At 71.4% G+C, this 19,807-nt stretch carries 17 protein-coding genes; 13 read left to right on the top strand and 4 right to left on the bottom strand.

Annotation, left to right across the window (positions count from 1 at the left end; genetic code table 11):
• The first annotated feature begins 46 nt into the window (after positions 1 to 46).
• The 4 genes from HC031_RS22810 to HC031_RS22825 are packed head-to-tail and all read left to right on the top strand — an operon-like array spanning position 47 to position 4,132.
• A complete protein-coding gene (locus HC031_RS22810; protein ID WP_167927434.1) occupies positions 47 to 856 on the top strand; it encodes an arginine deiminase-related protein in 810 nt (269 codons plus the stop codon).
• Positions 853 to 1,602, top strand: coding sequence for a BPL-N domain-containing protein (locus HC031_RS22815; RefSeq protein ID WP_338090781.1), 750 nt, complete (start codon positions 853 to 855; stop codon positions 1,600 to 1,602). Before HC031_RS22810 ends, HC031_RS22815 begins: the two co-directional genes overlap by 4 nt.
• On the top strand, positions 1,602 to 3,332 hold the full coding sequence (locus tag HC031_RS22820; RefSeq protein ID WP_167927435.1) for a heparan-alpha-glucosaminide N-acetyltransferase domain-containing protein: 1,731 nt from the start codon (positions 1,602 to 1,604) through the stop codon (positions 3,330 to 3,332). Before HC031_RS22815 ends, HC031_RS22820 begins: the two co-directional genes overlap by 1 nt.
• On the top strand, positions 3,329 to 4,132 hold the full coding sequence (locus HC031_RS22825; protein ID WP_240942832.1) for a BPL-N domain-containing protein: 804 nt from the start codon (positions 3,329 to 3,331) through the stop codon (positions 4,130 to 4,132). The genes HC031_RS22820 and HC031_RS22825 overlap by 4 nt, the downstream gene beginning before the upstream one ends.
• A 14-nt stretch (positions 4,133 to 4,146) precedes the next feature.
• Here HC031_RS22825 and HC031_RS22830 read toward each other — a convergent pair whose 3' ends face one another.
• The gene (locus HC031_RS22830) at positions 4,147 to 5,301 is read right to left on the bottom strand and encodes a geranylgeranyl reductase family protein (protein WP_167927501.1); all 1,155 of its coding nucleotides are present in this window, start codon (positions 5,299 to 5,301) and stop codon (positions 4,147 to 4,149) included.
• 55 nt (positions 5,302 to 5,356) lie between these two features.
• Positions 5,357 to 7,654, bottom strand: a complete 2,298-nt coding sequence (locus tag HC031_RS22835) for a S8 family serine peptidase (protein ID WP_338090782.1) — start codon at positions 7,652 to 7,654, stop codon at positions 5,357 to 5,359.
• 275 nt (positions 7,655 to 7,929) lie between these two features.
• On the opposite strand from HC031_RS22835, the gene HC031_RS22840 reads away from it, so the two are divergent.
• Positions 7,930 to 8,715, top strand: coding sequence for a hypothetical protein (locus HC031_RS22840; protein ID WP_167927437.1), 786 nt, complete (start codon positions 7,930 to 7,932; stop codon positions 8,713 to 8,715).
• Between the two features lie 119 nt (positions 8,716 to 8,834).
• Positions 8,835 to 8,984 (top strand): hypothetical protein, encoded by a 150-nt coding sequence (locus HC031_RS22845; RefSeq protein ID WP_205863102.1) that lies wholly within the window; start codon positions 8,835 to 8,837, stop codon positions 8,982 to 8,984.
• Positions 8,985 to 9,062: 78 nt separating this feature from the next.
• Here HC031_RS22845 and HC031_RS22850 read toward each other — a convergent pair whose 3' ends face one another.
• Entirely contained in the window at positions 9,063 to 9,704 is a 642-nt protein-coding gene (locus HC031_RS22850; RefSeq protein ID WP_167927438.1) for a TetR/AcrR family transcriptional regulator, read from the bottom strand.
• Positions 9,705 to 9,883: 179 nt separating this feature from the next.
• Here HC031_RS22850 and HC031_RS22855 point away from each other — a divergent pair, with 179 nt between their 5' ends.
• The 6 genes from HC031_RS22855 to HC031_RS22880 all read left to right on the top strand — a co-directional run bounded on the left by HC031_RS22855 (position 9,884) and on the right by HC031_RS22880 (position 17,976).
• Positions 9,884 to 11,050, top strand: coding sequence for an acyl-CoA dehydrogenase family protein (locus HC031_RS22855; protein ID WP_167927439.1), 1,167 nt, complete (start codon positions 9,884 to 9,886; stop codon positions 11,048 to 11,050).
• A 23-nt stretch (positions 11,051 to 11,073) separates the two neighbouring features.
• Positions 11,074 to 12,246, top strand: coding sequence for an acyl-CoA dehydrogenase family protein (locus HC031_RS22860; RefSeq protein WP_167927440.1), 1,173 nt, complete (start codon positions 11,074 to 11,076; stop codon positions 12,244 to 12,246).
• A complete protein-coding gene (locus HC031_RS22865) occupies positions 12,243 to 13,787 on the top strand; it encodes a long-chain-fatty-acid--CoA ligase (protein WP_167927441.1) in 1,545 nt (514 codons plus the stop codon). The genes HC031_RS22860 and HC031_RS22865 overlap by 4 nt, the downstream gene beginning before the upstream one ends.
• 489 nt (positions 13,788 to 14,276) lie before the next feature.
• The gene (locus HC031_RS22870; protein ID WP_167927442.1) at positions 14,277 to 16,385 is read left to right on the top strand and encodes a galactose oxidase early set domain-containing protein; all 2,109 of its coding nucleotides are present in this window, start codon (positions 14,277 to 14,279) and stop codon (positions 16,383 to 16,385) included.
• Positions 16,382 to 16,963: a hypothetical protein gene (locus HC031_RS22875; protein WP_167927443.1), complete on the top strand. Its 582-nt coding sequence runs from the start codon at positions 16,382 to 16,384 to the stop codon at positions 16,961 to 16,963. Before HC031_RS22870 ends, HC031_RS22875 begins: the two co-directional genes overlap by 4 nt.
• Positions 16,964 to 17,400: 437 nt before the next feature.
• Positions 17,401 to 17,976 carry a hypothetical protein gene (locus HC031_RS22880; protein WP_205863103.1) on the top strand — a complete coding sequence of 192 codons (576 nt, stop codon included), beginning with the start codon at positions 17,401 to 17,403 and terminating at the stop codon, positions 17,974 to 17,976.
• A 37-nt stretch (positions 17,977 to 18,013) separates the two neighbouring features.
• Here HC031_RS22880 and HC031_RS22885 read toward each other — a convergent pair whose 3' ends face one another.
• Entirely contained in the window at positions 18,014 to 18,526 is a 513-nt protein-coding gene (locus tag HC031_RS22885; protein WP_167927445.1) for an Lrp/AsnC family transcriptional regulator, read from the bottom strand.
• 73 nt (positions 18,527 to 18,599) lie between these two features.
• Between HC031_RS22885 and pdhA the strand changes: the two genes are divergently transcribed.
• Complete coding sequence (gene pdhA, locus HC031_RS22890; protein WP_338090788.1) at positions 18,600 to 19,802, top strand: pyruvate dehydrogenase (acetyl-transferring) E1 component subunit alpha; 1,203 nt, start codon at positions 18,600 to 18,602, stop codon at positions 19,800 to 19,802.
• The last annotated feature ends 5 nt before the right edge of the window (positions 19,803 to 19,807 follow it).

A 19,807-nucleotide genomic window follows, 5' to 3' on the forward strand; every position in this document is an offset into this window, starting at 1 on the left:
GGTTCCGTCGCGCACGACGGTTCCCGCGCCGAGGGGGAAACCCACCGTGAACAGTGAACTGCTGGTATGCGACGCCAAGAACTTCCGGGTCGACTACGAGATCAACCCGTACATGGACACCACGGTGCAGCCCGACCCGGCGGCGGCGGTCGCCGAGCACGAGGCGATCGTCGCGGCGCACCTGGCGGCCGGCCGGCGCGTGGAGCTCCTGCCGTCGGCATCCGAGTGCCCCGACATGGTGTTCACCGCCAACGCCGCCGTCGTCCGCGGCAACCGGGCGGTGCTGGGCAGCCCGCCGCCGGAGCGGAAGGCGGAGGTGCCGTACTTCCAGGACTGGCTGGTCGGGCGCGGGTACGACGTCGTCGAGGCGCCCTACCCGTTCAGCGGGCAGGGGGACGCGCTCGCCTGCGGCGACCTGCTGCTGGCCGGGTTCGGGCAGCGTACCGACCCGCGGATGCACGCGGTGCTGGCCCGGGAGCTGGACTACGAGGTCGTACCACTGCAGACGGTCGGACCGCGCTGGTACGACCTCGATCTGGCCGTCGGGGTCATCGACACCCGCACCATCGCCTACTGCCCGGACGCCCTCGACGCGCCCAGCCGGCGGCGACTCCAGGGCCTCGGGCTCGACCTCATCGAGGTGTCGGTCGACGAGGCCGCGCGGTTCGCGCTCAACCTGGTCAGTGACGGCACCACCGTGACCATGACGAAGGGCGTGGCCCGGCTGGCCGGCGAGCTGCGGACCCGGGGCCTGCGGGTGATCGAGCTGGAGACGACCCAGCTCGCCAAGGGCGGTGGCGGAGTACGCTGCACCGCCCTGACGCTCGACAATCCGCCGTCGCGGCGGCAGCCGTGAGGTCGCGCGAGCCGGGCGGTGTGCGGGCCACGCGCCGGCTGCTCGCCGCCTGTGGACTGGCGTCGCGAACGCCCACCGCTGATCCGCAGGCGTCCCCGGTGGCGCTGGTCTACCGGGGACCGGCGTCGTCGCCCGGCTGCCCGGAAGCGGTGGCGGCACTGCTGAAGTCGAGCCGGTGGGGGTTCGACGTCCGCTACGTCGGCCCGGCCGAGGACGTACCGCTGTCGGCGCGGGCGCTGGCCGGCGCCACACTGTACGCGCAGCCGGGCGGGGAGAGTCTCGCCGACGGCTACGGCCATCTGCGCCGCGACCGCGAGGCGATCCGGCGGTTCGTCCGCTCGGGCGGACGCTACCTCGGATTCTGTCTCGGCGGTTACCTGGCCGGCGCGACGCCCGGCTTCGGCCTGCTGCCCGGCGACACCGACCAGTACATCGCCTCGTCGGGCGCGACCGTCGCCACCACCGACAGCACCGTCGTCGAGGTCACCTGGCAGGGCCGGCCGCGGGCGCTGTTCTTCCAGGACGGACCGTACTTCTGGGTCCGCCCGGGCGCGGACGTGGACGTCCTGGCCAGCTATCCCAACGGCACGATCGCCGCGCTGGTGGCACAGTTCGGGGCCGGCCGGGTCGGTGTGGTCGGACCGCACCCGGAAGCCACGGACGACTGGTACGACGACGCCGGTCTCGACGCCGTCCGCCTCGGCGCCGATCTCGGCCTGGACCTCGTGGATTCGGTGATGCGGTAATGACACAGATTCCGGCCCAGCGGCTACCGGAGCAGCGGCTACCGGAGATGCGGCGACTACCAGAGATACCGCAACAGCGCACGCACCCCGATCCCGCGCCCGGCGGCCCGCCCGCGCCGGCGCTGTACCCGGCGCCGGACCCGTCCGTGTACCCCGCGCCGGACCCGGCGGTGCCGACTCCGGACATGGCTCCCGACGCACGGTCAGCGCCGGCCCAGGACACCGTGCGGCCGGCCCAGGAGGCGGCAAAGCGGGCCAACGACACCGTGCCGCCGGTCAAGGACACCGTGGTGCCGGCGAAGATCGCCGCGGCCCCGGTCAAGCGGGCCCGGCTCGTCGGCGTCGACGCGACCCGGGGGGTTGCGCTGCTGGGCATGATGGCGGTGCACTCGCTGTACGACTCCACCGCCAGCGGCAAACCGAGCTGGTCGTTCGCGATCTTCGGTGGGCGGGCCGCGGCGACCTTCGCCGTGCTGTCCGGGGTCGGCATCGCGTTCATGACCGGGCGCCGCCGGGTCCCGTTCCGGGCCGCGCCCGCCACGGTCGCGACGCTCGTCGTCCGCGCGCTGGCAATCTGCGCGATCGGGATGGCGCTGGGCCACACCGACGCCTCGATCGCGGCGGTGATCCTGCCCTACTACGCGGTGATGTTCCTGCTGATGATCCCGCTGGTGTTCCTGCCGACGTGGCTGGTCGCCACGATCGGGACGCTCGTCGCCGTCGGCGCGCCCGTGCTCACCCACCGCGTGCTGCCCCGGCTGCCCGTACCGAATCTCGACAACCCGGGGTTCGGCTCTCTCGCCCATCCCCTCAGCCTGCTCAGCGAGTTGACGATCACGGGGGAGTACCCCGCGCTGCCCTGGATGGTGTACCTGTGCGCCGGCCTCGTCGTCGGGCGGCTCACCCTGACCCGGCTGCGCACGGCGGTCGCGCTCCTCGGCACCGGGCTGGTGCTCGCCGTCGGAACGGCGGTCGCGTCGTCGATGCTGCTGCACCGGTACGGCGGCCTGGCGCACATCTGGGCCGCGCAGCCGCGCAGCGTGCTGACCGTGCCGGAGACCACCGAAATGCTGACCCTCGGCGGCGACGGCACCACCCCGGCCTCCACCTGGTGGTGGCTCGCGGTCAACGCCCCGCACACGAGCACCCCGTTCGACCTCGTCGGCACCACCGGCGCGGGTCTCGCGCTGCTCGGCTTCATGCTGCTCGCCGGCCGGGTCGCCGCCCGGATCCCGCGAGGGGTGATCACTGTCGTGCTCGCCCCGCTGGCCGCTGCCGGAAGCATGACCCTGAGCTTCTACGTGGCGCACATCCTGTTCATCAACTCCGAGTACGACCCGTACACGCCCGGCACCAGCTACCTCCTGCAGGTCATCGTGGTGCTGCTGGCCGGGCTCGCCTGGCGGGCGACCGCCGGCCGGGGGCCGCTGGAAGGGCTTGTCTCGGCGCTGGCCAACCGGGCCCGCCGCTGGGCCACCCCGGCGTCGCGCCGGCCGCCGGTCCGGCCCGTGGCGGCGGCCGCGGCGATGTCCCTGGGCAACCGGTTGGGCCTCGGCGGCACACTGGACGGTGGCCCGATGGTCACCGGGCCGGGCGGGGCGGCGGAAGGGCCCGCGGAGGTGACCGTGCGGCTGCCCGTACAGCGGGGGAGGCGCAGACGGCAGCGCGCCACCCGGCGCCACAGCGTCCCGGACTACCCGACCCACGAGCGGACGAGGAGCAGGCCTTGACAGACCGATCGCGGTCACCGCTCATCAACCGGCGACGTCTCCTGATCGGCGCGGGCGGCGCGGTCGTTCTCGCCGGGCTGGGGTGGGCCGGTATGTCCACGGTGGAGTCGAAGAAGCCGGGTCCCCTGGCCCTGGTCTACCGGGGACCCGCGTCGTGCAACGGCTGCTCGGAGTCGGTCGCGACGCTGCTGCGCAACTCGCCCACCGCGTTCCGAACCCAGTTCTGCGGCCCCGACGAGGCCGTGGACATCACGCCCGCGGCCCTGGCCAAGGCGACGCTGTACGCCCAGCCGGGCGGCGGCAGCGTGAACTCGGCCTGGCGCAAGATGCGCCGCTACGCCGACCCCATCCGCAGCTTCGTCCACCAGGGCGGGCACTACCTCGGGTTCTGCCTCGGCGCGTACCTCGCCGGGGCCAGCCCGGGGTTCGACCTGCTGCCCGGTGACACCGACGAGTACGTGGGCAGCCCCGGAGCACAGGTGCGGACCACGGACGACACGCTCATCCAGATCCGCTGGAGAGGCCGGCCGCGGACCATGTACTTCCAGGACGGCCCACTGTTCCGGTTGCGACCCGGCGCGCCGGCCGTGGTCCTCGCGACATACGACACCGGCGCGCCGGCCGCCGTCGTCGCCGCGTACGGTTCCGGCCGGGTCGGCGCCGTCGGCCCCCATCCGGAGGCCGACCGGTCGTGGTACGACGGCGCGGACCTCAGCAACCCCACCGGCATCCACTTCGACCTCGGGTACGACCTGGTCGAAAGCACCATGCACGGCGCGGTGCCCCCCTCGAAGAGCTGACCGCGGCGCGATGTCTACCGCAGCGCGGCGACCGCCACGCGTACCGGCAGCCGGTCGACCATCGGCGCGAACGTGAGGTCTCCCCGGCAGAAGCGGCTGAACATCCGCCAGCCGGGCGGGGTCGCGAGCGCGAGATGGAACGCGGCGGGGCGCTTCGTGAACGCCGCGAGCAGCCGGCGACCGGCCCGCATCTCGGGGATCAGGGTCCGCTCGATCTCGGACTCGTACCCGCGCAGCGCCGGCTCCGGGTCATCGCCACCGCACGCCGCGGCGGCGGCCGTCCCCGCCGCCGTACCCGAGCGCAGCGCGTAGCTGATGCCCTCGCGGGTCCACGGTTCGAGCAGGCCGGCCGCGTCCCCGGCGACCAGGACCCGGCCACGGCGCAGCGGGGAGTCGTCGGTGCGGCACCGGGTCAGGTGTCCGGAGTCGTGGGCCGGCTGGATGCCGGCCAGACCGAGCCGGCCGACGAAGGAGCGAAGGTACTCCTTGGTCCGTTCGCCGTGGCCGCGCGCCGCGATGACGCCGACCGTGAGCCGGTCGTCCTTGGGGAAGACCCAGCCGTACGAGCCGGGCAGCGGGCCCCAGTCGATCAGGACCCGACCGCGCCACCGCGCCCGTACCGGCTCGGGCACCGGCAACTCCAGCTCCAACCCGAGGTCGACCTGACCGAACCGGACGCCGACGTGATGGCCGGTCACCCCCGCCGAGCCGTCGGCGCCGACCAGGACCCGGGCGGCCACCCGGGTACCGTCCGCGAGCAGTGCGTACGCGCACTCGCCGTCTTGATCGACGCCGCGGACCCGGATGCCCTGGCGTACGACCGCCCCGGCGGCGACGGCGGCCATCCGCAGGGCGTCGTCGAACTCCTCCCGGCGCACCATGCCCAGCAGCGGCGCCTCGTCGCGGCGGGTGAAGCCGCGCCGGCCCCGGTGGGTGAAGGTGGCGGCGCGGACGGGGTCACGGGCGGCGAGACGGGCCGGCTCGGGGGCGTCCAGGGCGCCGACGACCCGCAGGGATGCGCCGACGAGCCCGCCGCCGCACGTCTTGTACCGGGGATGCTCACCTCGCTCGAGGACGAGCGTGCGCGCTCCGGCGCTCGCGGCCGCGTACGCCGCGGCGAGACCGGCCGGCCCGGCGCCCACGACGGCGACATCCCAGACCGGTGGCACGGACACGACGGCAGCCTAACGTACCGGTCCGGGTGGACCGCCTGCCGTGGAGCGGTTACCGCATCGCCCGTGTTCCGGAGCCCCAATGGGGGGCGTTCCAGCGGGTGGTGAGACCCCCGAGGGTGCCGGAGCCGGTGGCGGTGAGGGTGAACACGGCGACGTGGCTGGTGCCGTAGTCGTAGAACAGGCTGATGTCGGTCTTGCCGTCGCCGTTGAAGTCGCCGGTGGCCAGGAACTTCGTGCCGGTGCCCCAGTAGGGGGCGTTCCAGCGGTTGGTGAGGGCACCGAGGGTGCCGGTGCCGGTGGCGGTGAGGGTGAACAGGGCGACGTGGCTGGTGCCGTAGTCGTAGAACAGGCTGATGTCGGTCTTGCCGTCGCCGTTGAAGTCGCCGGTGGCCAGGAACTTCGTGCCGGTGCCCCAGTAGGGGGCGGTCCAGCGGTTGGCGAGGCCCGCGAGGGTCCCGGTGCCGGTGGCGGTGAGGGTGAACACGGCGACGTGGCTGGTGCCGTAGTCGTAGAACAGCGCGATGTCGGACCTGCGGTCGCCGTTGAAGTCGCCGGTGGCCAGGAATTTCGTGCCGGTGCCCCAGTAGGGGGCGGTCCAGCGGTTGGCCAGACCTCCGAGGTTCCCGGTGCCGCTGCCGGCCGCGGTGAGGGTCCACAGCGCGACGCGGCCGTTGCCGTAGTCGTAGAACAGCGCCAGGTCGTCCCGGCCGTCGCCGTTGAAGTCCCCGGTTGTCACGAACTTCGTGCGGGTGCCCCACACCGGCCGGTCCCAGCGGGGCAGCGGCCCGGAGAAGCCGCCGTCGCCGTTGCGGTCCGCGGTGAGGGTCCACAGGGTGACGTGGCCGTTGCCGTAGTCGTAGAACAGCGCCAGGTCGGCCTTGCCGTCGCCGTTGAAGTCACCGGCGGTCACGAACTTCGTGCCAGGTCCCCAGTTGGGGCCCTGCCAGCGCAGGACCGGCGCGCCGAACCCGCCGCCCGCCTGGGCGGTCAGCGTCCACAGCGCGACGCGGCCGTTGCCGTAGTCGTAGAACAGCGCCAGGTCGTCCCGGCCGTCGCCGTTGAAGTCGGCCTTGACCCGTGACGAATCCGCGCCCGTCGGCTGGGGGACGGTGCCGGCGGCCGGCCGGCCGGCGATGGCGACGTTGAGCAGCCTGTCGGGCGATCCGGGGCCGGCGTCGCGCACCTTGCCGGGGGTCGCGGCGTTGAGCAGGGCGGCCTGCACCTGGGTCGGGGTGGCGCTGGGGTTGGCGGCCAGGTACATCGCGGCCGCGCCAGCCACGTACGGGCTCGCCATCGACGTGCCGTCCTTGCTGACGTAGGACGTGTTGTCCGCGTTGGAGGCGGAAGTGATGTCCACGCCGGGAGCGAAGAGGTCCACGCACGTGCCGTAGTTGGAGAACCAGGCGCGGGTGTCGGACTCGTCGGTGGCGCCGACGGTGATGGCTTCGGGTACGTCGGCCGGCGAGGAGTAGGCGGCGTCGACGCCGCTGTTGCCGGCGGCGACCGTGTACGTGATCCCGGAGGTGATCGAGGCTTTCACGGCCGCGTCGAGCGTGTCGTCGGCGGGGCCGCCCAGGCTCATGTTGGCCACCGCGGGTTTCACGGCGTTGCTGGTCACCCAGTCCACGCCGGCGATGATCTGTGAGTAGTCGCCGACGCCATGGCAGTCGAGCACCCGTACGGCGACGAGCTGGACCGCCTTCGCCACCCCGGACGTGGAGCCACCGACGATGCCGGCGACGTGGGTACCGTGGCCGGTGCCCGCCGTGCCGTCGCTGCAGTCGTCGTCGGAGGCGACCGCGTCGTTGTCGATGAAGTCGTGGCCGTAGCTGGCCCGGCCGCCGAACTCCCGGTGGGTGATCCGGATACCGGTGTCGAGGATGTAGGCGTGCACCGCCGCGGCGGTGTTGGGGTACGTGTAGGACTGGTTGAGCGGCAGGCTGGGCTGGTCGATGCGGTCCAGGCCCCACGACGGCGGGTTGGTCTGCGTGCCGGTAATCCTGACCTTGCGGTCCTGTTCCACGTAGGAGACGGCCGGGTCGGCTGCCAGCCGCTTGGCGGCCTGCTCGCTCATCCTGACCGAGAAGCCCTTGACGCTGCTCGTGTACGTGTGCCGCACGGATCCGCCGTAGGCGTGGGCGAGCCGGCCGGCCGCGGCGACGACCGTGCCGGGCGTGGCGTCGCCCGCTTTGAGCACCACGATGTAGCTGTTCCTGACCGCGTCGGCGGCGTTCGCATGGCGGACGGTGCCGTCGGCCGGCGCGGCCGCGGCCACCCCGCTGCCCGCCAGGGCGGCGGCAAGTACCGCGACGGTCAGCGCCGCGCTCCCGGCCCAGCTCGTTCTCACGTGGATGCGGCCCATTCGCCTACCTCACCTGCATGCACGGCGCCGCCAGGGCAGATGACACGGGTTCCAGCGTCGAACGTGTTCCTTCGTCGAACGTGTTCGATCGAGAACTGTGATCCGCCTGGCGATCGGGCCGCGCCCGATCGGACGACAGCAATGGTCGGATCGGAGCGGAGCGTGAATGTGTGCGAACAGGAGTAAACGGGTTGCATCAGTACACGGGTTGGTTCTGTCCGGTGTTTTGGTGATCAGCGACGGCGGGTATTGAGGGATTCATGCCGGTCGCACACCGTTCCCTGCTCATCATCCAGCATGCAGCCCTGGTCCAGCTCGCTCTCGTCGCGTTCGCGGTGCTCGTCGTCGCGCTCCTGCTCGCTCCGGAAGGGCGCCGGCGGCTGTGCGAGACCGCGGCGCGGACGGCCGCGAACCGCCTGCGCCGCACCCGGCACGCTGCCCGGCAGGCGGATCTGCACCGGTACGCCGACGAGGTCGCGGTGGCCGCCGAGCGGGCGGCGACGACCGCGGCGCGCCGGCAGGAGGAGTGGGCCGAAGCGCAGCGCAACCGGGAGAAGGCCTGGCAGGCGTACGAAGCCGCGGACGCGGCCGCGCGCCGCGCGACCGAGGCGGCCGCGTACGTCACGCTCGAGTCCCCCGGTACGGTCGGCGACGCCGTGGTGAACCGCCGACGCTTCCTGGACGCGGCCACGGAGGCGTACCGGCGCGGAGAGCTGTCCGCCCGACAGCTGTCGGACATCGTGGCCCACCGCAACGGTTGGGACCTTGACCTGCACCCGTGTGAGCTGGAGGCCCGGCTGCTGCGCACGATCCGCCGGCGGCTGCTGGCCGACTACCAGCAGGCGTCGCAGGTCGAGCGGGCCGCCCGGCACATGGCCGACACGGCCGCCGCCGGCAAGCGCAGCCTGGACGACGAGGCGTTCGCCGCGGCCGAGCGGGCGCGGCTGGCGGCTGCCGTACGGATCCCGCGGCCGCGAACCTCGCCCGAGCTCGAAGCCAGCCAGCCCATCCAGGTCGTGACGGCGCCCGGCTCCCGGGCCAGGTGAGGCCGGCCGCGGGATCGGCCCGCGGGATCGGCCCGCGGGATCGGCCGCGGGATCCGGCCGCGAGACCCTGGTCGGGAAATCCGGGTGCGACGCGGGGCCGGCCCACGCGATCATCGGGCATGGCCTGGTTCACCACGAGCGATCTCGAGGAGTTCCTGGCGGCTGCGGGCGGCTTTCTGCGATCGAGGCCGGCCGAGCACACGGTGGCGTTGACCGTCGCGGAGGACCTTCGGCGCCGTGGCCTCACCACGTACGGCGTGGACGTCTGAGGCAGCAGTGTGTGCGAAACTGCTGCCTCAGCGTTTCGGGAAGCAGCAATATGCGCAACATTGCGCGGATCTTGACTGTTAGTCGGGTAGCTCACCGACAACGTCCTCGTACAACCTCGCCAATCCGTCGATGAGCGCGTCCAGCCCGAGCGCGAACGCGCCCTCGTCGACGCTCTTCTGGTGGTCGGCGAGCAGGTGGGCCCGGGTCAGGTGCGGGTACCGGTCGGCGTAGAGCTGTGGATCGTCCACGAAGCCGCGCGCGAACGAGCCCAGCGCCGAACCGGCGACGAAGTAGCGCATCAACGCGCCGATGTGGGTGGCGCGCGCCGGCGGCCACCCGGCGTCGACGAGTCCGCCGTACACGGCGTCGGCCATCGCGAGGGCGGTCGGCCGCCGGCCGGGGCCCTGGGCGAGGTGCGGGACGATGTTCGGATGCGCCGTCAGGGCGTCGCGGTACGACCGCGCCCAGCGGCGTAGCGCCACCCGCCAGTCGAAACGGCCGAAGACGGAGATGTCGACCTGCTCGATGACGGCGTCGGCGACCGCGTCGAGGATCTCCTCTTTCGTGGCGAAGTGGTTGTACAGCGACGGGCCCTGTACGCCCAGCTCGGTGGCGAGCCGCCGGATGGAAAGCGCGGCGAGCCCCTCGGCGTCGATGACCGCGGTGGCGGTGGCGACGATGCGCTGCCGGCTCAGCAGCGCCTGGCGTGGTCGAGCCATCGGCGACCTCCGGGAGCGGATGCTGTACCGGCGAACTCTGCCATACCGGCGGCTGGACGAGAAAAAACTTGCACCGCTAGTTTAAAGGGACCCGGCGACCGCGTGACCGCAGGACGGCACGACCGCCGGACAGCAGGCCCGCCGAACAGTACGACCGGGAACGGCACGACGGAGAAAAGATGGACCTGGCGCTCTCACCGGAGCAGGTGGCCGTGCGGCAACTGGCCGCAGACTTCGTCAACCGAGAGGTGATGCCGCATGCCGCCGAGTGGGACCGCCGGGAGTCGGTCGACCCTGGCATCGTCGCCAAACTCGGCGACCTCGGCTTCCTCGGGCTGACGATCCCCGAGGCGTACGGCGGCTCCGGTGGCGACCACCTGGCGTACTGTCTGGTCCTGGAGGAGTTGGGGCGCGGCGACTCGTCGGTGCGCGGCATCGTGTCGGTGTCGCTCGGCCTCGTGGGCAAGACGATCGCCGCCTACGGCAGCGAGGAGCAGAAGCGCGCCTGGCTGCCCCGGCTGTGCGCCGGCGAGGCGCTCGGCTGCTTCGCGCTCACCGAGCCGGACACCGGCTCCGACGCCGCCGCGCTGCGCACGGCCGCGGTACGCGACGGCGACGACTGGGTCGTCTCCGGTTCCAAAATCTTCATCACCAACGGAACGACGGCCGACGTCGCGCTGGTCTTCGCGCGTACCGGCGGCCCGGGCCACCATGGTATCGACAGGCATCGTGGCATCACCGCGTTCCTCGTGCCGACCGACAGCCCCGGCCTGACCCGCCGTGAGATCCACGGCAAGCTTGGCCTGCGTGGCCAGGCCACCGCCGAGCTGGTCTTCGACAAGGTCCGGGTACCGGACTCCGCCCGGCTGGGCGTGGAGGGCAAGGGCTTCAGCATCGCGATGGCGGCGCTCGCGAAGGGGCGGATGTCGGTGGCGGCCGGCTGCGTCGGGATCGCCCAGGGCTGCTTGGACGCCGCCGTCGGCTACGCCGGCCAGCGCGCGCAGTTCGGCAAGCCGATCGCCTCGTACCAGCTCGTCCAGCAGCTCATCGCGGGCATCGCGGTCGACACGGCCGCCGCCCGGCTGCTCGTGTGGCGGGTCGCCGACCTCATCGACCGCGGCGAGCCGTTCGCCACCGAGTCGTCCATGGCGAAGCTGTTCGCCAGCGAGGCGGCCGTCCGCACCGCCAACAACGCCCTGCAGGTGTTCGGCGGATACGGCTACATCGACGAGTACCCGGTCGGCAAGTACCTGCGCGACGCCCGGGTCACCACGCTCTACGAAGGCACCAGCCAGATTCAGCAGCTGCTGATCGGGCGCGCGCTCACCGGCGTCAACGCGTTCTGAAACCACGAGATCCGGAGGACAGCATGGACTTCTCCCTCGGCGACGAGGAGAAGGCGATCCGCGACACCGCACGCGCCTTCATCCGCAACGAGGTCATGCCGCTGGAGCAGGAGGTGCTGCGGCGCGAACGCGACCACCAGCCGGGGCTGGACCGCAGTGAGCTGCGCGAGCTGCAGCTCAAGGCGAAGAAATTCGGTTTCTGGGGGCTGTCGACGCCCGAAGAGTACGGCGGCATGAACCTGTCGGCGGTCATGCAGTCGCTGATCTGGACCGAGCTCGGGCACACCTTCGTGCCGTTCCGGTTCGGCGGCGAGGCCGACAACATCCTCTACTACGCCAATGAGGAGCAGAAGCGCGAGTACCTGATCCCCACGATCGAGGGTGAGCGCATCTCCTGCTTCGCCATCACCGAGCCCGGCGCCGGCTCGGACGCCGCCAACATCAAGCTGTCCGCCCGGCGGGACGGCGACGACTGGGTCCTCAACGGCGAGAAGACGTTCATCACCAACGGCAACGACGCCGACTTCGCCATCGTGGTCGCGGTGACCGACAGGGAGAAGGGTGTCCGCGGCGGCGGGACGACGGCGTTCCTGGTCGACCGGGCCATGGGCTGGCGCTCGGAGTTCATCCGGACGATGGGGGAGGGCGGCCCCGCTTCGCTGATCTTCGACAACGTGCGCGTACCCGCCCGCAACATCCTCGGCGAGATCGGTCAGGGCTTCCAGCTCGGCATGCAGTGGATCGGCAAGGGTCGGTACACCATCCCGTCGCACGCCATCGGCATCGCCGAGCGCGCGCTGCAGATGGCGCTCGAGCACGCGCGGACCCGGGAGACGTTCGGCAAGCCGATCGGCACCAACCAGGCGATCCAGTGGATGATCGCGGACTCCGAGGTCGAGCTCGAGGCCGCGCGCTGGCTGGTCCTGAAGGCGGCGTGGACGGTCGACCAGGGAACCGACCCGCGGCACGCGTCGTCGATGGCGAAGCTGTACGGTGCCGGCATGGTCAACCGGGTCGTCGATCGGGTGCTGCAGATCCACGGCGGCATGGGCTACACCCGCGAGCTGCCGATCGAGCGGTGGTACCGCCAGGTCCGCCTGTACCGGATCTTCGAGGGCACCGACGAGATGCAGCGCTTGATCATTTCGCGGGACCTGCTGCGCGGGTACACGAAGATCGGGGGCCACCTGGCATGACGGCGCTGTCGCTCGCCACCATCCTCGCCGAGTCGGCCCGCCGCCGGCCGGACAAGGTCGCGGTCATCGACGGCGACGTGCGGGTCACGTACGCGCGGCTGTGGGAGCAGGCCCGCACGTACGCGGCCGGCCTGCGCGAGCTGGGCATCCGACCCGGTGACCGGATCGCGCTGCTGTCGCCCAACGTCGTGGAGTTCCCGCGCGCGTACTACGGCGCGCTCGCCGCGGGTGCCGTGGTGGTGCCGGTACACCTGCTGCTGACCGCCGACGAGGCGGCGTACGTGCTGCGCGACAGCGGCGCGAAGCTGCTCATCTGCCACACCAGCCAGCTCGTCATGGGCGCGGAGGCCGCCGAGTCCGCGGGCATCCCGCTGGTGAGCGTCGGTCCGCTGTCACCGGGCGCGCCGGTGAGCCCGACGCGGCTGGAGGACGTGAGCGCCGCGCTGACGCCGCTGTGGTCGTACGAGCTGCGTTCCGCCGATGACACCGCGGTCGTCTTCTACACCAGCGGCACCACGGGGGAGCCGAAGGGCGCGCTGCTCACCCACCTCAACCTCGTCATGAACGCGACCGTCAACGCTTTCGACAGCCACGACACGAGCGCCGACGACGTGGCGCTCGGGTGCCTGCCGCTGTTCCACACGTTCGGGCAGACGGTGAGCATGAACACGACGTTCCGGCTCGGGGCGACGCTGGTGCTGCTGCCGCGCTTCTCCGGTGACGCCGCGATCGAGCTGATGCTGCGCGAGGGCGTCGACGTGTTCCACGGCGTGCCGACGATGTACGTCGCGCTGGTGGAGGCGGCCGCCCGGCACGAGTGGCTGCCGCGACTGCGGCTGTGCATCTCCGGCGGGGCGTCACTGCCGGTGGCCGTGCTCGAGCGGTTCAACGAGGCGTTCTCGACGACGATCTACGAGGGGTACGGGTTGTCGGAGACCTCCCCGACCGCCACGGTCAACCAGCCGCACTTCGGCACGAGGCCCGGCACCGTGGGCCACCCGGTCTGGGGCGTCGAGGTGGAGGTGGCCCGGCCGGAGCTCGACGACCGGATCGAGCTGGTGCCCGACGGTGAGCTGGGCGAGGTCGTGATCCGGGGCCACAACGTCTTCGCCGGCTACCTCGGCCGGCCGGAGGCGACCGAGCAGGCGGTCGTCGACGGCTGGTTCCGCACCGGCGACCTGGGCACCAGGGACGCCGACGGGTTCATCTCGATCGTCGATCGCAAGAAGGACCTCGTCATCCGCGGCGGCTTCAACGTCTACCCGCGCGAGGTGGAGGAGGTCATCGCCCGCCATCCGGCGGTCGCGCAGGTCGCCGTCATCGGCGTGCCCGACGTGGTACACGGCGAGGAGATCTGTGCGGTCGTGGTGCTCGACGGCACCGACCAGCGACCGAGTGACGAGGAGCTGATCGCCTGGAGTCGGGAGCGGCTCGGCCGGCACAAGTACCCGCGCCGGATCCGTTTCGTCGACGAGCTCCCGCTCGGCCCCAGTCACAAGGTGCTCAAGCGGGAGCTGCGCCGGATGATGGCCGCGGAGTGATGGCCGCCGAGTGATGGCCGCCGTGGGCGGCTCGTCACCTCCCGCACCCGCACAGCCCTGACCACAGTATCCTAGGACGCTCTACGCGATGTGAGCCCGCTCGCTGTCGGCGAGCGGGCTCTCGTCGTCGGGTGGGCATCTCTCTGTAGACGGTCCATCGTGGAGCGCGGCTGCGTGCCCATCCGCTGTCTCGCACAGGTTTAACACGCCTGAATTCGGCTATACGGCGCAAGCCGACACCGCCGGCCGAGCCGGCGCGGCGGCGTATCCGGAAAGAGCCGAACAGCGGTGATCGCTGTCCCCGTGGGCACGCTGTCCTGACGGCGCGCCGGGGGCAATGGTACGGGCGTGTCCCTTGCCGCCAGCCGTTCGCTCGGCCCGCTCCGGCTGCGTGTCCGTCCCGTCTGTCAGCCCGTGTTCTTTCAACCCGTGTTCTTTCAACCCGTGTTCTTTCAACCCGTGTTCTTTCAGCCCGGTAGTGGAGACTTCATGAACCCGCTCTCATGGCTGCGCACGCGCAGCGGCAGACCAGCCGTGCTGACGGCGGTCAGTGCCGCCGTCGTGCTCGCCATCAATGGCAAGGCCGCGTACGCCGATACGAACCAGATCGCCAATCCCGGTCTGGAGAACCTCGACGCGCGCGGGTTCCCGGTCTGCTGGGAGCCGTCCGAACCGGGCGCTGCCGGCAAGTTCTTCTCGCTCACCAGCAAGGCGCACAGCGGCGCGAACGCGATGCGGGCGGTCGTCACCGCCGGGGGAGACAATTCCGCCGGGGGGGACAAAACCGCCGGGGGCGACAGCCGGGGCCGGGCGCTGATGCTGCAGGACCCGTCCTGCGCGCCGAAGGTATCGCCCGGCCACCAGTACGACGTGTCGCTGTGGTACACGAGCACGACGCCGGACGTGGCGCTGACGGTCTTCCGCCACGACGTGGCGAAGGGGTGGCAGTTCTGGGGCGACCTGGCGTCGCTCACACCGGCCTCGACCTTCACGCAGAAGACCGTGCGCACCCCACCGGTGCCGCCCGGCACCGACCGGATCCGGTGGGGAGCGGCGATCTACGGCGCCGGAACCCTGGTCACCGACGACTACTCCACGGTGGACGTCGCCGAGCCGAAGACGCAGGCCGCCCCCTGCACCGCCGGCCCCGCCTGCACCAAGGGCGCCTGGCAGGTCATGCCGTTCAACTCGCCGGTACGCGCGGTGCACTCGGTGGTGCTCAACAACGGCAACGTGCTGCTGATCGCCGGCTCCGGCAACGACCCGAACCAGTTCGCCGCGGGCACCTTCAAGACCGCGCTCTACCAGCCCAAGACAGGCACGTTCATCAGCGTGCCGACCCCGGGGGACATGTTCTGCGGCGGGCACGCCCAACTGCCCGACGGGCGCGTCCTGGTCGTCAGCGGCACCAAGGCCTACCCGTCCGGCAACCGCACCTACGCGGGGACCAGGGACGCGTACATCTTCGATCCGAAGACCAACAGGTACGAAAAGACCAACACCCTCAACGCCGGGCACTGGTACCCGGGCGTGACCACGCTGGGCAACGGTGACGTCATCACGCTCGGTGGCCTGGACGTGGACAGCCACAACACCGTCGTTGCCGACTACTTCTCCAACGCCCAACAGCGGTGGCTCGGCCCGACCCAGATCCGTCAGGACCGGCGTTTCTGGGGCCTGTACCCGGCAATGGTCCTGATGCAGGACGGCCGGCTATTCTACACCGGAAGCCACATCTTCGACCCCGGCACCGGACCGGTGATGTACAACCACCAGTCCGGCGCCGTGACCGCGGTTCCCGGGCTGCGCGGCGCGGACCAGCGGCAGGAGTCGATGAGCGTGCTGCTGCCGCCGGCCCAGGACCAGCGGGTACTCATCGCCGGTGGGAGCAACATCAACGCCAACACCGACGCCATCCGGCTCACCGACATCGTCGACCTCAAGCAGGCCAGGCCCACCTACACCGCCGGTCCGCTGCTGCCCACCGGCACCCTGACCGGTGGCCGGCCGGAGACGCCCAACCAGGGCAAGACCTACCTGTCGCTGGTCACGCTGCCCGACGGCAAGGTCTTCGAGACCGGGGGCGACCTGCACACCCGGGCCGACCCGGTGTTCGAGGCGTCCATGTTCGACCCGGCGACCAACACCTTCACGGCCGGGATGGCCACCGACCCGGTGCCGCGTGGGTACCACTCGTCGGCGTTCCTGCTGCCCGACGGGCGGGTCATGGCCGTCGGGGACAACCCCGCCAACAACAGCTTCGACATGCGCGTGTCGATCTACTCCCCGCCGTACCTGTTCCATGGCCCGCGGCCGCAGATCCGCAGCGTGGCCGACACCCACTGGGAGTACGGATCGGCACAGCGGATCCGGGTCGACTCGCCGATCGTGAAGGCGGCGCTGATCCGGCCGGCGGCGGTCACCCACGCCACCGACTCGAACCAGCGGTACGTCGACCTGCCGATGTCGGTCCGGGGGAACCGGGTCACGCTCAACGTCACCAGCAACCCCAACATCGCTCCGCCGGGCTGGTACATGCTGTTCGTGGTGAACGCGGCCGGCGTGCCGTCGGTGGCGCAGTGGGTGCACGTCGGATGAGCGGATACGGAGTAGCGCCCCGCCTGGCGGCCGTGTCCGCGGTCGGCGCCGCCGTGCTGGCCATGGTTTCCGGGGCCTCGGTTTCCGGGGTCTCGGTGTCGGGGGCGTCGGTGTCGGGGGCATCGGTCTCAGGGGTGTCGTCCGGGGCATCGCCAGGGGTGGTCGGCCGCGCCGGTGCCGCGGCGCTGCCGGCCGGCGGGTCTGCACCGAGGCACCAGCCGAAGTTTCGGCCGGCGTCCCGGCCACAGTCGAGGCCGCAGTCCGAGGGGCAGTCCGGGCCGCAGCCGCCGGTGCCCGCCCCGTACGTGCACCCCTTCGCCGACCAGTCGGATGTGCCCACAGAAGCGGCGGCGCCGTCGGCCGGCGTGGTGTACTCGGAGGCCGCCGAGGTCGACGGGTGCGACCACAACTACGGCGTTCCCGGACAATGCGTGCCGTGGAACTTCCCGCCGGGGGTCACCGACCGGTGTGCCTGGCTGGTCGAGCATGGCCTGGGAGCGGTGACCGTGTCCGGGCGTGACCGTCAGCGCCTGGACACCAACCGCGACGGGGTGGCGTGTGGCCACGGCGATACCTGAGACCAGTTGCCTGTGACTCAGGGCACATGCGGGATGGGAGTACCGGTACGCATCGGATGGTTGTACTTCCCGTCGGTGTGACCAGTGTCCCCGGGCCTCATCCCATATGCCTTCGCGGAATACCGTTCGGCTGGAGCCGCGTTGCGCCACTCGCCGCGAGGCGACCTGCACATCGGCACCAGAACCCCACGCCGGGAGACCGGCGTGGGGTTCTGTGTATTCGGCGCCGGGTGCATCCGTGCGCCTTTCGGCACGCCGGATCGGGTTGAGGTGTCCATAGACGCTGACTAATCTAAATGGCCACGGACCTGGAGGACGCGACCTTCAGTTACTTGCTCAGAAGCATGATCCCTCTCGTGGTGGCGCCTCCCGGTCCGATTTCATCCCGCGGGCCACGACTGCGCGGAATAGTGCGCCCGAATGATGAACGCGCCCGCGTGGCGCTGTCCGACGATCCGTGGATGGCGTCCGGGCTGGCCGTCGAGTTCGCACTGGCGAGCGACAGTGAGCCACTCGATGTCGAAGCGGCCATCGACTACGTCAGAACTGCGGTCGCAGCCGACATGAACCGGTCGCGGGAGTGGCAGTCGAACGTTCGCGACAGTCACCGAAACGTCGTCGTCGAGGCATCGGCGGCCGGGTTCACGACGGAAGCCACGGCCCCCTCCTACGACCACGGGCTGTTCGGACTGTTCAGTCTGCTGGTGCACGGCGGCGGCTTCCCCTGGTTCGAGGACGTGTACACATTCGCCGGCTTCATGCTCCGGGGCGAGCGGTGTCGGATCTACATCCGGGTGACCGACAACGGCACGGTGTACGGCATCGAGATCCCGTTGACGCACGCCGACGGGCGGCCGTTGCGGCGCTTCGCGGGAAGCCTGCCCCAGGAACTCGCTTCGCTCGTGCCGGACGGCGACCTGGCGACCAATCCGGTGATCGACGACCGGGACGACTACTGCGGTCAGGTGTTCGACCTGACGAGCCGGATCATCCCCGCGGCCCCGTCGGCGTAGGGGGAGCTTTTCCCGGTGGCGGGCCACCGCGACGGCGTCACGACGTCGCCCACGGCGTGTCGACGCCGTCGAACTCCTCGAAGACCAACCAGGTCCGGGTCGACAGTACCCCGGGGATCGCCTGGACCTGGTTGAGGACCAGATCGCGAAGTGCCGCGTTGTCCGGCGCGCGGACCAGTGCGAGGACGTCGTGGTCACCGCCGAGAAGGGCGGCGTGCTCCACGTACCGGATCCGGGCGAGCCGGGCCGACACCTCCCGCCAGGTGTTCTGCTCGATCGTGATGCTCACGTACGCGGACGTGCCCAGTCCCGCCGGCTCGGGCGCCACCTGTGCCCGGAAGCCGGTGATCACGCCGTCCCGCACGAGCCGCTCCACCCTGGCGTACGCGTTGGTGCGGGAGATGTGGACGCGCTCGGCCAGCGTCCGAATCGATGCCCGGCCGTCGCGGACGAGGGCGTCGAGGATACGGCGGTCGATGTCGTCGAGGGGTCGTGCCGTTCGTCCCGCGAGCGAGGCGAAGCCGGCCACCGGATCGGGCTCTTGGCTCATTGAGGGCGCTCCTGGAGGTCAAACGTCCCGCGTTTGCCGCGGTTGTTGAGGCAATCATCCGCGAGACGTGACCATAATCTCACCGCAGGTCCAGGAGGTCCTCGCCGTGACGACCACACCCCAGGCGATCCGCAGGGCGTCTCCCCGCACCAACCGCGCAGCCGCGCGGCCGGAGCCAGCCGCCCCGTTACTGCCCAGCCCGGAGCCGGTCCGGCTCCTCGATGAAGCCGGCCGCCGGGTCAGCCCCGAGTGCGCCGTGCGCGACTACCCGGAGCCGCCGACGGAGACGCTCCGCGAGCTGTACCGGCGGATGGTCATCGGTCGCCGCTTCGACGTCCAGGCCACCGCGCTGACCAAGCAGGGGCGGCTGGCGGTGTACCCGTCCTCCCGGGGGCAGGAGGCCTGCCAGGTCAGCGGCGTCATGGCGGTGCGGCCGACCGACTGGGTGTTCCCCACCTACCGCGAGTCGGTGGCCCTCGTGTCGCGGGGCATCGACCCCGTGGAGGTCCTCACGCTGCTGCGCGGCGACTGGCACTGCGGGTACGACCCGGCGGCCTGGCGGACGGCTCCCCAGTGCACCCCGCTGGCCACCCAGACCGTCCACGCGGCCGGGTTGGCGTACGGAGAGGCCCACCAGGGCCGCGACACGGTGGCGCTGGTCTTCATCGGCGACGGCGCCACCAGCGAAGGTGACTTCCACGAGGGCGTCAACTTCGCGGCCGTGTTCCGCGCGCCCGTGGTGTTCTTCGTCCAGAACAACCGGTACGCCATCAGCGTGCCGCTGTCCCGCCAGACCGCCGCGCCGACGCTCGCGTACAAGGGAGTCGGTTACGGCATCGCCAGCGAGCAGGTCGACGGCAACGACCCGGTCGCCGTCCTCGCCGTGCTCGCCAACGCCGTCGAGCACGCGCGTTCCGGCCATGGGCCGTTCCTGGTCGAGGCGCACACCTACCGGCTGGAGCCGCACACCAACGCCGACGACGCCAGCCGGTACCGGTCCATGGACGAGGTCGAGACGTGGCTCGGGCGGGACCCGATCGCGCGGCTGGAGACGTACCTGCGTGGTGCCGGGGCGCTCGACGACGCCGCGGTCGACGCCGTAGCCGCCGAAGCCGAGGCGTACGCGGCCGACCTGCGTACCCGCATGAACGCCGACCCGGTCGTCGACCCGCTCAGCCTGTTCGACCACGTGTACGCGCAGCCCACGCCGCAGCTGCTCGAACAGCGTGCGCAGGTACGCGCCGAGCTGGCGGCCGCCGAGGAGGGCGAGGCGTGACAGCG

The organism is Planosporangium thailandense, from assembly GCF_011947195.1.
GTDB classification, from domain to species: domain Bacteria; phylum Actinomycetota; class Actinomycetes; order Mycobacteriales; family Micromonosporaceae; genus Planosporangium; species Planosporangium thailandense.

What these genes read in the sequence shown, in the direction of transcription:
- HC031_RS22820 (WP_167927435.1), top strand. Translation starts at nt 1,602, where the DNA reads ATGACACAGATTCCGGCCCAGCGGCTACCGGAGCAGCGGCTACCGGAG.
- HC031_RS22840 (WP_167927437.1), top strand. Translation starts at nt 7,930, where the DNA reads ATGCCGGTCGCACACCGTTCCCTGCTCATCATCCAGCATGCAGCCCTG.
- HC031_RS22845 (WP_205863102.1), top strand. Translation starts at nt 8,835, where the DNA reads ATGGCCTGGTTCACCACGAGCGATCTCGAGGAGTTCCTGGCGGCTGCG.
- HC031_RS22850 (WP_167927438.1), bottom strand. Translation starts at nt 9,704, where the DNA reads ATGGCTCGACCACGCCAGGCGCTGCTGAGCCGGCAGCGCATCGTCGCC.
- HC031_RS22855 (WP_167927439.1), top strand. Translation starts at nt 9,884, where the DNA reads ATGGACCTGGCGCTCTCACCGGAGCAGGTGGCCGTGCGGCAACTGGCC.
- HC031_RS22860 (WP_167927440.1), top strand. Translation starts at nt 11,074, where the DNA reads ATGGACTTCTCCCTCGGCGACGAGGAGAAGGCGATCCGCGACACCGCA.
- HC031_RS22865 (WP_167927441.1), top strand. Translation starts at nt 12,243, where the DNA reads ATGACGGCGCTGTCGCTCGCCACCATCCTCGCCGAGTCGGCCCGCCGC.
- HC031_RS22870 (WP_167927442.1), top strand. Translation starts at nt 14,277, where the DNA reads ATGAACCCGCTCTCATGGCTGCGCACGCGCAGCGGCAGACCAGCCGTG.
- HC031_RS22875 (WP_167927443.1), top strand. Translation starts at nt 16,382, where the DNA reads ATGAGCGGATACGGAGTAGCGCCCCGCCTGGCGGCCGTGTCCGCGGTC.
- HC031_RS22885 (WP_167927445.1), bottom strand. Translation starts at nt 18,526, where the DNA reads ATGAGCCAAGAGCCCGATCCGGTGGCCGGCTTCGCCTCGCTCGCGGGA.